This is a genomic window from Hymenobacter gummosus (assembly GCF_003970915.1).
Lineage (GTDB): Bacteria > Bacteroidota > Bacteroidia > Cytophagales > Hymenobacteraceae > Solirubrum > Solirubrum gummosum.
On the sequence record NZ_RXOF01000001.1, the window covers coordinates 253,351 to 267,210 of the forward strand.

The window sequence follows — 13,860 nt, forward strand, 5'->3', positions numbered from 1 at the left end:
CCGCTGCTATATTTCGCGCCTTAAATGTGCGTCTGAATCTTCTTCTCTTTTAAGGCCTCGTTGCTTGATACACGTTTTTACTCCTTCATCCTTTTCCGGCCCGATTCTGACCGCCTGCCGCCGCGCGGCCGCCCTGGTGCTGCTCGGCCTGGGCCTGGCTTCGGCGGCGCAGGCCCAGTTCACGGTGGTGTCGCGCCAGCCCGCGCGCCATGCCGTGGCGGCACCCCGGGCGGGCGGCATTACGGTGGGCTTCTCGCAGGCCGTATCGGCCCCGACGGCGGCCAACCTGCGCGTTTACGGCTCCTTGCTGCGCGGCCGGCGCCCGGGTAGCTTCAGCGGCGGGGGCACGGCCACGCTCACGTTCACGCCCGCGCAGGCCTTTGCCCCGGGCGAAGTCCTCAGCCTCAGCCTGCCGCCCACCATCAGCAGCACCGGCGGCACGGCCCTTAGCCGGCAGGTGTACCAGTTTACGGCCGCCACGGGCGGCGCGGGCCGCGGCTTTTTCCTCGACACCACCATCGTGGGCAACACCCGCAACCGCGACCAGGCCCTGGCCGACCTCGACGGCGACGGGGACCTGGACCTGGTGACGACCGGCGCCCTGTTTGGCTGCCGGGTGTTTCTCAACGACGGGCAGGGCCATTACCGCTTCAAGACCGGCCTGGTTACCGGCCCCGAGCCCAAGGGCCTGACGCTGGGCGACGTGGACCTCGACGGGGACCTGGATTTGCTCGTCGACGACGCCGACGACAACACCGTCACCGTCTGCCTCAACGATGGCACCGGCGAGTTCGTCGATGCCATATCCGGCGCCCAGAATGCGCCCGTGGGCAACGGCCCCGTGGGCGTGGCGTTGGGCGACGTAGACGGCGACGGGGACCTGGACTTTGCCACCGCCAATGCCGGCGGGGCCTCCTCCACCATCCGCCTCAACAACGGCAGCGGCCTGTTTACCACCCTGCTGACCGTGAGCATGGGCCCCAGCCCCACCGCCGTAGCCCTGGCCGACATCGACAACGACGGCGACCTGGACCTACTCACCAGCAACGCCGGCAGCGGCAGCAACCCCAGCGGCAGCGTCAGCGTGAGCCGCAACAACGGCACGGGCGGCTTTGGTATCTACACCAGCTACAGCGTGGGCCTGAACCCCACCGAGCTGGTGCTGGCCGACGTGGACGCCGACGGGGATTTGGATTTGCTCACGGCCAACACCGACGCCGCCTCCGTCAGCCTGCGCCTCAACAACGGCAGCGGCACCTTTGGCGCCACCACCACCCTGGCCCTGCCCGCGGGCAGCACGCCCACCGGCCTGCGCGCCGGCGACGTGGACGCCGACGGCGACCTGGACCTCGTGGTGGCCCAGGGCAGCGGCGGCCGCATCATCACCTTCCTGAACACCAACGGCACCTTCACGGCCCAGAACCGGGCCCTGCGCCTGAGCCGCGACCCGAACGCCCCGCTGACTTCTACCGGCGTGGTGCTGGGCGACGTCGACGGCGACCAGGACCTCGACCTCATCACGGCCGACAACATGGGCAACGTGCTGCTGAGCCTGAACCAGGGCCCGCCCGCGCCCCTGCCCGCCCCGGTCATCACGGCGCTCAATCCGGCCTCGGGGCCGGTAGGTGCCACGGTGCTCATCAACGGCACTAACCTTACCGATGTGACGGCGGTGCGCTTCAACGGTACCGCGGCCAGCGGCTTTGTGCTGCGCAACGCCGGTACCGAAGTAGAAGTGGTGGTGCCGGCCGGCGCCAGCACCGGCCCGCTCACGGTGGTAACCGAGGACGCGGGCATGGCCACCTCCCCCACCCCGTTTACCATCACCATTCCGGTGCCGGTGCTGCTTACGGGCATCACGCCGGCCCGCAATGCGCTGGCGGTGCCGGTGGGGGCCAACGTGGTGCCCACGTTCACGGTACCCATCACCGCGGCCACGGCCGACAACCTGCGCGTGTTCGGCAGCCTGCGCCGGGGCCGCCGGCCGGGCACCGTGGCCGGCGCCGGCACGGCCACGCTCACGTTCGACCCGGCCCAGGATTTTGCGCCCGGCGAGCTGGTGAGCGTGGTGCTGCCCGGCAGCCTGCAGACCTTCGACGGCAACCGCGTAACCAAGCAGGTGGTGCAGTTTACGGCCGCCGCGGGCGGTACCGGCCGCCACGACTTCTTCCTGACCAGCACCTTCCCCCTGACCCGGCAAGGCGGCTTTCAGCTCGGCGACCTGGACAACGACGGGGATTTGGACGTGGCGGCGCCGGCCGGCGCGGCGGGCGTACAGCTGCTGCTCAACAACGGCAGCGGCACCTTCGCGGCGGCCCCCGCCCTGGCCACCAGTCCCACCGACGCCGACTACCTGACCCTGGGCGACATCGACGGCGACGGGGATTTGGACTTGATTAGCGGCGCCACCAACGGCCTCGGGGCCGCGTGGCGCAACGACGGCACCGGCCGCTTCAGCAGCGCCGGTCCGCTTACCATCGGTGCCAACCTGCGCAAGCTCCTGCTCACCGACGCGGACGCCGACGGGGATATGGACCTGGTGGCCGTGGCTGGCAGTCAGATCAGCCTGCTACTCAACGCCGGTAACGGCAGTTTCCCCGTCAAGCGCGACCTGTACCCGGGCGTCACCCCGCGGGACGTGGCCGTGGGCGACCTGGACGGCGACGGGGATTTGGATCTGGCCACCGTGGGCCCGAACGTCAACGGCCAGTACACCGCCGTGCTGCTGCTCAACGACGGCGCCAGCACTTTCCCTGCCACTACCACGCTGGTCCTCAGCTACGACCCCACCTCGCGCCTGGCCCTGGGTGATTTGGACGCCGACGGCGACCTGGACCTGGCTCTGCTGACCTTCATCAATTCCCAATACTCGCTGCTGACGCGCACCAACGACGGCACCGGCCGCTTCAGCCCGGGCATCACGCAGCCGGTTGTCGGCGGGGTTTTCGCCCTGGCCGACAGCGACGCTGACGGTGACCTGGACGTGGTGACGCCGGGCTGCGTGGCCCTCAACTCGGGCCGCGGCCTCTTTTCGCAGGTCGTCACTACCACCAGCCCGGGGCCGATTGGGGCCGCGCAGGTGCAGCTCGGCGACGTGGATGGCGACGGGGACCTGGATATGCTCAGCGACGACCAGACCGGCGCGGTGCGCGTGAAGCTCAACCGCCCCGGCCCGCCCCCCACGCTGACGAGCGTGACGCCAGGCAGCGGGCACATCGGCAGCCAGGTGCTGCTTACCGGCGGCTACCTCAAGACGGCTACCAGCGTGGCCTTCAACGGCGTGGCGGCCCCCGCATTTACCGCCCTCTCGGGCACCCAGCTGATTGCCACGGTGCCCGCCGGGGCCAGCACCGGCGCGGTTACCGTTACCACGCCGGCCGGCACGGCCACCACCCCGACGCCCTTCACCGTCTTCCAGCCGGTGGCCGTTACGGGCCTGCAGCCGTTGCGCCACACCATCAACGCCCCGCGCAGCACGGCCGTTAGCGTCACCTTTGCCCAGCCCATCAGCGCGGCTACGGCCGGTGAGCTGCGCGTATTCAGCCCGCGCCGGGGCCGCCTGGCTGGTAGCGTCACGGGTGCCGGCACCAGCACGCTCACCTTCACGCCCGCCCAGGCTCTGGCCCCCGGCGACGCGCTGAGCGTGAGCATCCCCGACGGTCTGACGGCCGCCACCGGCAACCGGGTGCAGCGGCAGACTGCCCAGTTTACAACGGCCGCCGGCGGCCCGGGCACCGGACGGTTTCTGCCCAGCGCCCACGCCGGGCCCTACGCCGGCTACGAGGTGCGCCACGGCCTGGCGGTGGGCGACTTGGACGGCGACGGGGATTTGGACGTCATTACCAGCTCCGGCAGCCTGCGCTTCAACAACGGCACCGGCGTCTTCGCCGACAGCGTCGACTTCCCGCTGTTTGCCCCGACCGCGGAGCCCCGCCGCCTGGCGGTGGGCGACCTGGACGGGGACGGCGACTTGGACGTGCTTACCAGCAACGGGCAGCTGGCCCTGAACGACAATCAGTGGCAGACCACGCCGGTAACTTCCACGCCCGGCCTGGGGGCCGATTTCCGCGACCTGGCCCTGGGCGACGTGGACAGCGACGGGGACCTGGATTTCGTCGCCGCCAACTACGCCCGCGACACGGTGGTGGTCGGCTTAAACGACGGCTTCGGTAGCTTCGCGACCCGGCTGAAAATAGCCGTGGGCAGCCGCCCTGCCGGCCTGGCCCTGGGCGACGTGGACGGCGACGGGGACCTGGACCTGGTGACGGCCAATGAAGGCGGCAACAACCTCAGCGTGGTCCTCAACAGCGGCATCGGCTGGTTTACGGGCGGGCCGACGCTGAGCGCCGGCCCCGGCCTGGCCCGCGTGGTGCTGGCCGACGTGGACGGCGACCGGGATTTGGACCTGGTCACCAATACTGGCCTGGTGCGCCTCAACGACGGCAGCGGCGGCTTCTCGGGCAGCCAAGCCACCACCGCCGGCACCGACGTGGCGCTGGCCGACGTGGACGCCGACGGCGACCTGGACGTGGTGATAAGCGGCGCGGGCGGGGCCACCCTGCACCGCAACGACGGCGCGGGCCTCTTCGGGGCGGCCGAAACAGCGGCCCTCGGAGCCGGCAGCGCCGCCCTCTCCCCCGTGCTGGCCGACGTGGACGCCGACGGCGACCTGGACTTGCTCATGGTCAACTCGACCAGCGAAAAAGTGCACCTGCTGTTCAATCAGCGCATTGCCCCGCCCACCATTACGGCCCTCGCCCCGAACATCGGCCGGCCGGGCGCCGCCGTGCTGCTCACCGGCACCGACCTCATCGGCACCACGACGGTCAGCTTCAACGGCACGGCGGCCCCCGACTTCACCGTGCTGACGGCCACGCAGCTGATGGTGCGCGTGCCGGCGGGCGCCACCACCGGCTCGGTACAAGTAATCAACCCGGCCGGTACGGCTGCCTCGCCCGCGCCCTTCACCGTGCTGCAGGTGGTGCCCGTGGTTAGCCTCAGCCCGGCCCGGCACGCCACCGTGGCGCGCACTGCGCCGGTCAGCATTCAGTTCGGCCAGGCGCTGCCCGTCAACTCGCCCCGCACGCTGGCCGTGTTCAGCCGCCGCGGCGGGGGCCTGCTGGCGGGCACCCGCACCGGCGCCGGCAGCAGCACGCTCAGCTTGGCCCCGGCGCAGCCCTACTTCCCGGGCGACCAGCTGTCGGTCAGCATTCCGGGCTACATCGACGCCAACCAGCGCCAGGTGGAAAAGCAGGTGTACCAGTTCAACGCCGCCGTGGGCGGCACGGGCCGGGGCACCTTCACGGGCCCCAGCGCCATTGCCTCGGGCAGCGGCCGCCCGCCCGTGCTGGGCGACGTGGACGCCGACGGGGACCTGGACCTCATCAGCTACGGCGGCAACCTGGTAGGGCTGCAGCTCAACACCGGCGCCGGCACCTTCGGCAACTTCGTGACGCTGCTGACTTACCAGCGCCAGACCATCGGCGGGGTGTCACTGGGCGACGTGGACGGCGACGGGGACCTGGACCTGGTGGCGTCGGACGTGAAGGATTACCAGCGCAACTCGGTGGTGTACGTGCGCTTCAACGACGGCCGCGGCGCGTTTTCGGGCAGCCTGGAAGTGCCGGTGGAAGAAGGGCCGCACATTGTGGAGCTGGTGGACGTGGACGGCGACGGGGATTTGGACATCGTGACGGGCAACAGCGGGCAGGCCGCTTCGACTACCAGTGTGCGCTTCAACGACGGGCTGGGCAACTTCCCCACCGGCTCCGATGAGCGCCTGACCCTAGGCTCGAACCAGACCTGCCGGCACCTGCTGTTCGGCGACGTGGACAACGACGGGGACCTGGATATGGTGTTCAGCACCAGCTTCGCCAGCACGCTGCGCCTCAACGACGGCACCGGGCATTTCACCCGCTCCACCACGTCCTGGCAGGTGCCCGGCGACTTCACCGCCCTGGCCCTGCGCGACGTGGACCTCGACGGCGACCTGGATTTGATGGTGCTGCGCGTCAACACCGGCCTGACGGTGCACGTCAACGACGGACGGGGCAACTTCCCCACGATTATCGACAGCAGCGGCCCGGTGTGGATCAACGGCGGCTTCGACAGCATGAGCGTGGGCGACATCGACGCCGACGGGGACCCGGACGTGGCCATGCTGGGCCTGTACAACAACAAGTTTCTGGTGATGACCAACAACGGCCAGGGCCGGTTCACCAATGGTCAGAGCTTGTACTCCAGCGCGGCGCGGCCCCTCTGGCCCGTATTCGGGGACGTCGACAATGACGGCGACCTGGACATTGTGCATGCCTGCAGCTTCGCGGCCAATCAAGTGTGGCTGAACACGCCCGGCGTGAACAGCACGGCCGGCCCCAGCGCCCCGAGCAGCTACGGCGTGCAGGTGTACCCCAACCCGGCCCGCGGGCAATTTGAGGTAGAAGTGCCCACCGCCCTGCGACTGGCGGCCGCGCAGTCGAGCCTGCAGCTGTACAACGCCGTCGGGCAGCTGGTGGTGGCGCAGCCGGTGCAGCTGTCGGGGGCGGGGCGCCAAACCCTGTCGGTGGCGCACCTGCCGGCGGGCCTGTACTCGCTGCACCTGCGCGTAGGCAGCCAGACCAGCGTGCAGAAAGTTGTGCTGTACTAAACTCGCTCCCGCAGCGAAAAACCGCCAGCTCCTCGTCGGGGCTGGCGGTTTTTTTGTGGCCGAACGCCGGCTTTCAAGATTGATCCGCCAGCCACTTCCTCCCTTGGCTCGCCCAGCCTAGGCCGAACAGCCGTTGCCCATGTAGCTGCCCTGGTTCAGCCGGACGGCAGCCCCGCTTGTCCGTCCACCAGCATCGGCAGCAGCCAGTCATGCGGCTGCTCGAAGCACCAGAGGGGCAAACCCACGCGCGGGGGCAGACGCATGAGGCCGGGCGCAGGCTAAAACAAATCGTCTTTGGCCGGAGCCGTGTAGGGCTGGGGCTTGCCGTCGGTTTTGGGCAGGCCGAAGTAGAAGTAGAGCGTGCGTTGCTGGCTGCCGCTGAGGTGGTTCAGCTCGCTCTGCGGCCCCAGGTTCCTGGTGTCCGCATCGATGTTCAGCGCCAGCTTGGTGCCCAGCGGCGGAATGGCGTCGAGGAAGGAGAGGTTGCCTGCGGGCAGCTGCGGGTGGGGCTTCACGCCCGAAAGGCCGTAGAAGTCGAACAGGCGCACGTAGAGGCTGGGGTCGGGCGAGGCAACGAGAAACTTGCCCTCCACCGTATTCAGCTCCAGCCAGCGGATGTCGGCGAAGTAGCCCTTGAACTCGGGATAAATCCACGGGGCGGCGCCGGTCTGGGTGTTGTTGTAGGCGTTTTCCCACACGTTATCCGTGACGCCAGCCAGGCGGTTTTTCCACACCCGGTAAGGCCCTTTGCCCAGCCACCGCGCCCCGAGCACGTAGTTTTCCGGGTAGCTGAAGCTCAGGCCCGCGAAGGGCAAGTCGCCGCCGACGGCGTAGGCGTAATCCAGCTGCAGCCAGCCCGAGCCGTACATCTTCCAGCGCAGCGTTTGCAGGTCGCCGGCATAGGTGGCTTCAATGACCTCGCCGTCGGCCTCCGTGCGGCTCGTCAGGCCCCGGCAGGTGGCCGCACCGCCGACCAGCACCGGGCCGTTGCCGAAGGAGAGCTTGTCGCCGTTGTTGCCGCGCAGGCCGCTGATGCGCCCGGTCTGCTTGTTCCAGGTCACGGTGATGCCTGCCGCCTTGAGCGTCAGGGTGGAGTCGGTTTCGGTTTTCGCCACCGCTGCCTTATCCTGCAGGGCCACGATGCCGTCGAGCAGCCGGGCGGGCGGCCCCGTTTGCCACGACCATTTGTACACCAGGTTCTTCTGCGGATCAAAAGCCGAGACGAGCAGCGCGTCGTAGCGGCGCCAGTCCTTGGGCAGCGCCAGCTTTAGCTGCCCGGTGCCCAGCGGGGCCACGCTGGGGCTGCCGGCGCGGCCTTTCTGCTGCGTCACGTAGCCGCTGAAGGCCTCGCCGGGCTTGCGGTAGCTGACCAGCTCCCACTGGAAAAAGCACTGGCTGAGGTTGAGGTAGTGGTAGCGGTTTTCGACGTCGATAATGCCCTTGAAGTTTTCGGGCAGCACGGCAGCGGGCGCGGGCAACTCGCCGGGCTTGCCTTTCCGGGCCTTCGTGCCGGCGGGGCTGGCCGCGGCAACGCGCAGCCGGATGGGCGCGAAGATTTCCCGCAGGGCGAAAAAGCTGCCCTCCTTTTCGCGGTGCGGGCCCAGCACGCCGTCGGGGGCATTCACGCCGTTCACGTCGATGATGCCGCGCTGGTCGGTGCGCACGAGGCCTTCATCCACCAGGGCCCAGATGAAGCCGCCGCCCGAGCGCGGCGCCTGCCAGTGCAGCTCCCAGAAGTCGGCCATGCCCGCGGCGGCCCCGCCGTCGTCCTGCGCGTGCAAAAACTCGGTGGGCATGTAGATGAGCGAGTCGGCCAGCAGCTTCTGGGTGCTGTAGTAATTCTCGTAGTGGTTGCAGTCGATGCCGTTGTGCTGGTTGCCGGGGCGGTGGTGGGCGTGAATTACCGGGCGCTTCGACAGATCATACAAGGCGAAGTCGTCGTCCAGCTCCTTGTTGGTGCCGCCCTCGTTGCCGTTGCTCCAGAACAGAATGCTGGGGTGGTTGCAGTCGCGCTGCACCAGCTCGCGCACCAGCCTGGCGCCGGGCCGGGTGGCGTAGGCCTTCTGCCAGCCGGCCAGCTCGTCGAGCACGTACAGGCCCAGCGAGTCGCACAGCTCCAGGAAGCGCCGGTCGGGCGGGTAGTGCGACATGCGCACCGCGTTCATGTTCATCTGCTTGATGAGCTTCACGTCCAGCAGGTGAATCGAATCGTTGAGCGTGCGGCCGGTTTCGGGCCACCAGCTGTGGCGGTTGATGCCCTTCAGCTTGATCTGGGTGCCGTTGACGAAAACGCCCCGCCCGCGCCGGATTTCGATGGTGCGGAAGCCGAACCGCTCCTCGGTCTGGTACAGCGTTTGGCCGCCGGCCTGCAGCGCCACGCGCACGCGGTACAGGTGCGGCGTCTCGGCGGTCCAGGGCAGCGGCTGCTTCACCGTGGTCTGCACCTGCACCACCGAGTCGGCGGGCTGGGCGGCGCCGCGGGCCGTGCCCACCACCCGGCCGCTGGCGTCGAGGATGTCGGCCTGCACGGCGGTGGCCTGCCGCAGCCCCTGCACGAACACGTTCAGGGCGAAGCGCCCGTCGGCTTTGGCATCAACGGCGGTGCGCGGAATGAACTGCCGCGGCAACGCCTCCAGCTTCACCGGCCGGAAAATGCCGCCGAACACCCAGTAGTCGGCCAGCCGCTCGGCGTTGTTCACCGACGCCTCGGCCGACATCTTGCTGACGGTGACTTCCAGCAGGTTGGCCTGCCCGGCGGGCCCCAGCTTATCGGTGATGTCGTAGCGAAACTCGTAGAAGGCGCCCTGGTGAATGGGGCCGGCCAGCTGCCCGTTCACCTTCACCTCGGTGTCGGTCATGGAGCCTTCGAAGACGATAAATACCTGCTTCTGCTGCCAGTCGGCGGGCACCCGGAACTCGTGCCGGTAGCGGCCCTGCTCGTCGGCGAAGCGGAAGTTCTTGCCGTAGGTTTTGTAGTCGCGGCCGTAGTTGTAGGCCCCGAAGCCCTGCTGCTCCCAGCAGGAAGGCACGGCTATCTTGGTCCAGTACCCGCTCTGCCGCCCGCCCGTGCAGAAGAAGTCCCACTGCACCGTGGGGCGGTTGTCGCGCCCCGAGAGGTACTGCACCTGCCGGATAGGCGCGGCGGACTGAGCCAGCGCGGCGGTCGAGGTCCAGAGCAGCAGCACAAGGCTGATCAGCCAACGGCGGGAGGTAGTACGCATGAGCAGGGGCCACTAGCAAGCATGGGCCGGAAGGTAAGAGGCATGGAGCCAGTGCCCCACGTGCTCCGGGGAATAAGTAGTTGCCGCCGGGCCCGGCCACCTACACCAAGGGCAAGAACGTCGTGCCTGATCCGGCGGCTGGCGTTGCTCTATAAGACCGGGTTACCTCAGACGCGAGCTACAAGGCTATCCACCTAAGGACCGCCACAGTATCCCATCCGTGTACGATGCTTTGGCTCGTGCCTAATTCAAAAGCCCAGGGTTTCAACCCTGGGCTTTTGGTAGATACTCTGACCGAAAACCTGCTCTAGATGGCGTCTAGCCCCGGCAGGCCGAGCACATCAGCGGCGCGCCGCGCCACGTTTTTGACAGTGGCTACATCCAGGCCGGTGATGTTCAGGTGGCCCATCTTACGGCCTACGCGCGCCTGCACCTTGCCGTACAGGTGCAGGTGCGCGCCCGGCAGGCTCAGCACGGTCTGCCAGTCCGGCTGCCGCTGCTGCCCGTCGGCATCAAACCACACGTCGCCCAGCAGGTTGAGCATGATGGCCGCAGAATGCTGCCGCGGCTGCGGCAGGGGCAAGCCCGCCATGGCATGCACCTGCAGGTCAAACTGCGAGGCGTCACAAGCGTCTATGGTGTAGTGGCCGCTGTTGTGGGGGCGCGGGGCCATTTCGTTGACCACCAAGCCGCCGTGCTCCGTGCCGTCGTCTACCACGAAAAACTCCACGCACAGCACCCCCACGTAGCCCAGATGCTGCGCAACAGCCACGGCCGCCTCGCGGGCCCGGTCGGCCAGGACGGGCGGCAGAGCGCCTTCGTAGGCGTGGGTCACGGCCAGAATGCCCGCCACGTGCACGTTGCGCTGCGGAGCGAAGCTGACGACCTGCCCGTCCCAGCCGCGCGCCACCAGCACCGAGCACTCGGCGCTGAGCGGCAGCATCTTTTCCAGCACGCAAGCCGCGCTGCCCAGCTCCGCCCAGGCGGCGGCCAGCTCCTCGGCGGTCCGCACGCGGACCTGCCCCTTGCCGTCGTAGCCCAGGCGGGCGGTTTTCAGGATACCCGGCAGCAAATCGGCCCGCTCGTCCAGAACGGCTTGCAGCTGGCCCGGCGTCTCAATCACCGCGTAGGGCGCGCAGGTCACCCCCGAAATGTCGGCGCAGGCCGCGAAATGGGCTTTTTCCTCGATGCGGTCTTGGGCAATGCCCACCATGGCCGCGCCCGGCGCTACGGGCCGGGTTTGCGCCAGCGTTTGCAGGGCCTGGGCCGGCACGTTCTCGAACTCGGTGGTAATGGCCTGGCACAGCTCAGTCAGCTGCGCCAGCCCGGCCGGGTCGTCGTAGCCGGTCCGCACGTGGTGGTGGCTCACCAGCCCGGCCGGGCTTTGCGCGTCGGGGTCAAGCACGGCGGTGAAGTAGCCCAGGCGCTGGGCGGCGTGCACAAACATGCGGCCCAGCTGGCCACCGCCCATCACCCCGAGGGTAGCCCTGCGGCCCGCGGCGTCCACAGTGCCGGGGAAAACCGGAATCATGGCTGCAGTGTCAGTCCCTTCGCTCATACCGGCAGTTCCATGGCGCGGGCGGCCTCGGTTTGTTCGGCGCGAAACGCCTGCAGCTTGGCCGCCAGGTCCGCGTCGTGCAGGGCCAGCATGCTGACGGCGAACAGCGCGGCATTGGCTGCGCCGGCATCCCCGATGGCAAACGTGGCTACCGGGATGCCCTTGGGCATTTGCACGATGCTATGCAGCGAATCTACCCCCTGCAGATGGCGGCTGGCTACCGGCACGCCCAGCACCGGCACCGTCGTTTTGGCGGCCATCATGCCCGGCAGGTGGGCCGCCCCGCCCGCCCCGGCAATGATGGCCTGCAGGCCGCGCGGGCCGGCCTGTTCGGCGTAGGCAAACAAGTCGTCGGGCATGCGGTGGGCCGACACCACGCGGGCCTCGTGGGCCACGCCAAAGCGGGTGAGAATCTGCACGGCGTGCTGCATGGTGCTCCAGTCGCTACTGGAGCCCATGACCACGCCGATTAGGGGTTTGGGGGTATCGGGGGAGGAAGGTGTATTCATCGAAATCAGTTGGTCGTCATGCTGAGCTTGTCGAAGCATCTCTACCGCTTCGTTGAGGTCAAACTTAGCACGGTGACTTGTTCAGCAACAATGATGGCGTCCAAGCCGGTTGAAGAACCAAAAGTGCATTTGATGTTCCTCCCATCTTCTTCAAGCATCAGACTCAAAAGGACGTTCTGGTGACTAAAGTCGTGAAATGCTATTTCCTGCACCCCGGTGAACTGAAGCTCAATGTCACAACGCTTGGTAAGGCCGCGGTAGCCCGTTTCGTCAACTTTCTTGGCCATTTCGGAAGCAGTCAGCAGGAAAGTGACCGAAGGCCAGAAGCCGGAGTTTGACTCGAAAGTCGCTTTGGTAACTTCAGCATCGTGAAATGCCGGCCAGTAGCCAAAATGCTGACGAACTAGGTCAGCGTTGATAATGCGGCTGATGACTGGATTCTCTACTTCGGCCATACCATGAGCTAGATGCTTGATTTACAACGGAGCGGTAGAGATGCTTCGACAGGCTCAGCATGACATTCTTTTTCAGCTGGGCACTACGACCTGCTCGCGCTCCATCAGGATTTCCGAACCCAGAATCACCATATCCACCCGGCCTTTCAGCGTCTGGTCGATGAAGGGCGTGTTCTGGGATTTGGACTTCATGAACTCCTTCGTAAAAGTCGTTTCCGCTTCGGTATCGAACAGCAGGCACTCGGCCTGCTGGCCGACTTCGATGGTGGGCACCGGCAGGCCCATCAGGCGGCGGGGCTCAGCCGAATAGCGCTTCACCACCAGGTCCCAGCCGAATTTCTCGGGCCGCACGAAGTAGTGGTAGAGCGACACCAGGGCCGTTTCCAGGCCGGTGATGCCGTTGGGCGCGCTGATAAAGTCCTGGGCTTTTTCGAACGGCGTGTGCGGGGCGTGGTCGGTGGCAATGAGGTCGAAGACGCCTTCCTTGAGCCCCTGCAGCAGCGCGTCACAGTCGGCCTGGGTGCGCAGCGGCGGGTTCATCTTATAGTTCGTGTCGTAGTCGCCGATGTGCTCGTCGGTGAACAGCAGGTGGTGCGGGGCCACTTCCGCCGTCACTTTCACGTCGCCGCGGGACTTCCACCAGCGGATGGTTTCCATGCCCAGCTTGCTCGATACGTGCTGGATGTGAATGTGCGCGCCCGTCGCGTGGGCCAGGCGGATGTCGCGGTCGATGATGATTTCCTCGGCGCAGGCCGGCGAGCCTTTGATGCCGAGCCGGTAGCTCATCACGCCCTCGTTGAGGGCGCGCGGCCCGGCCAGCTCCGGCACCTCGCAGTGGCTGGCGAAAAACATCCCGAACTCGGTGGCGTACTGCATGGCCCGCAGCAGCACCGCCGGGTCGCTGGTGGTGTCGCCGTCGTCGGTGAGCATTTTCACCCCGAGGGCGCGCATCCCGTCGATTTCGGCCAGCTCCTTACCCTCGCGGTTCTTGGTGACGCAGCCGGAGGTGTACACCGGAATGCGCGACTTGCTGGCGGCACTTTCCAGCACGGCCGATACCACGGCCGCCGAGTCGATGGCCGGGCGGGTATTGGGCATCATCACCACGCCGGTCACGCCGCCGTTGATGGCCGCTTCGCTGCCGGTGGTAATGGTTTCCTTGTTCTCGAAGCCCGGGGCGCGGAAATGCACGTGGGCGTCGAACATGGCCGGCATCAAGATCCGGCCGCGCGCGTCGATGACGCGGGCCCCCTCGGGCACCGCCAGGTTGCGGCCGATGTCCTGGATTTTTCCTTCGGCAATCAGGACGTCGCCCTCAGTAAGCGCAGGTGAATGTTCGGAGGCGATGCGGGCGTTCTGAAGGAGAAGCATGGATGGTCTCGGTAAACTGGGCAAAGGTGGTGGGAGGTGCTGACTATTGGAGCTGCAAAGAAAGAACGGAATCAGCCGCCGCTTTCGGCGGGCTCGACGC

General features: G+C 67.4%; 6 protein-coding genes. 1 reads left to right on the forward strand and 5 read right to left on the reverse strand.

The features are described from left to right. The first annotated feature begins 64 nt into the window (after positions 1-64). Positions 65-6,646 (forward strand): FG-GAP-like repeat-containing protein, encoded by a 6,582-nt coding sequence (locus tag EJV47_RS01180; RefSeq protein WP_126691311.1) that lies wholly within the window; start codon positions 65-67, stop codon positions 6,644-6,646. A gap of 278 nt (positions 6,647-6,924) precedes the next feature. On the opposite strand, the gene EJV47_RS01185 is transcribed toward EJV47_RS01180, so the two are convergent. The 5 genes from EJV47_RS01185 to EJV47_RS01205 all read right to left on the reverse strand — a co-directional run bounded on the left by EJV47_RS01185 (position 6,925) and on the right by EJV47_RS01205 (position 13,760). Next, positions 6,925-9,867 (reverse strand): glycoside hydrolase family 2 TIM barrel-domain containing protein, encoded by a 2,943-nt coding sequence (locus tag EJV47_RS01185; RefSeq protein WP_126691312.1) that lies wholly within the window; start codon positions 9,865-9,867, stop codon positions 6,925-6,927. Positions 9,868-10,174: 307 nt separating this feature from the next. Further along, the gene (locus EJV47_RS01190) at positions 10,175-11,398 is read right to left on the reverse strand and encodes a 5-(carboxyamino)imidazole ribonucleotide synthase (protein ID WP_126691313.1); all 1,224 of its coding nucleotides are present in this window, start codon (positions 11,396-11,398) and stop codon (positions 10,175-10,177) included. Positions 11,399-11,421: 23 nt separating this feature from the next. Continuing rightward, the gene (gene purE / locus EJV47_RS01195; protein WP_126691314.1) at positions 11,422-11,934 is read right to left on the reverse strand and encodes a 5-(carboxyamino)imidazole ribonucleotide mutase; all 513 of its coding nucleotides are present in this window, start codon (positions 11,932-11,934) and stop codon (positions 11,422-11,424) included. 41 nt (positions 11,935-11,975) lie between these two features. Further along, positions 11,976-12,389, reverse strand: coding sequence for an Imm50 family immunity protein (locus EJV47_RS01200; RefSeq protein ID WP_126691315.1), 414 nt, complete (start codon positions 12,387-12,389; stop codon positions 11,976-11,978). Positions 12,390-12,461: 72 nt separating this feature from the next. Next, entirely contained in the window at positions 12,462-13,760 is a 1,299-nt protein-coding gene (locus EJV47_RS01205; RefSeq protein ID WP_126691316.1) for a dihydroorotase, read from the reverse strand. Positions 13,761-13,860: the final 100 nt, after the last annotated feature.

Excerpts from the sequence above, each read along its gene's own strand:
- purE (WP_126691314.1), bottom strand. The coding sequence starts at position 11,934 with ATGAATACACCTTCCTCCCCCGATACCCCCAAACCCCTAATCGGCGTG.
- EJV47_RS01185 (WP_126691312.1), bottom strand. The coding sequence starts at position 9,867 with ATGCGTACTACCTCCCGCCGTTGGCTGATCAGCCTTGTGCTGCTGCTC.
- EJV47_RS01190 (WP_126691313.1), bottom strand. The coding sequence starts at position 11,398 with ATGATTCCGGTTTTCCCCGGCACTGTGGACGCCGCGGGCCGCAGGGCT.
- EJV47_RS01205 (WP_126691316.1), bottom strand. The coding sequence starts at position 13,760 with ATGCTTCTCCTTCAGAACGCCCGCATCGCCTCCGAACATTCACCTGCG.
- EJV47_RS01200 (WP_126691315.1), bottom strand. The coding sequence starts at position 12,389 with ATGGCCGAAGTAGAGAATCCAGTCATCAGCCGCATTATCAACGCTGAC.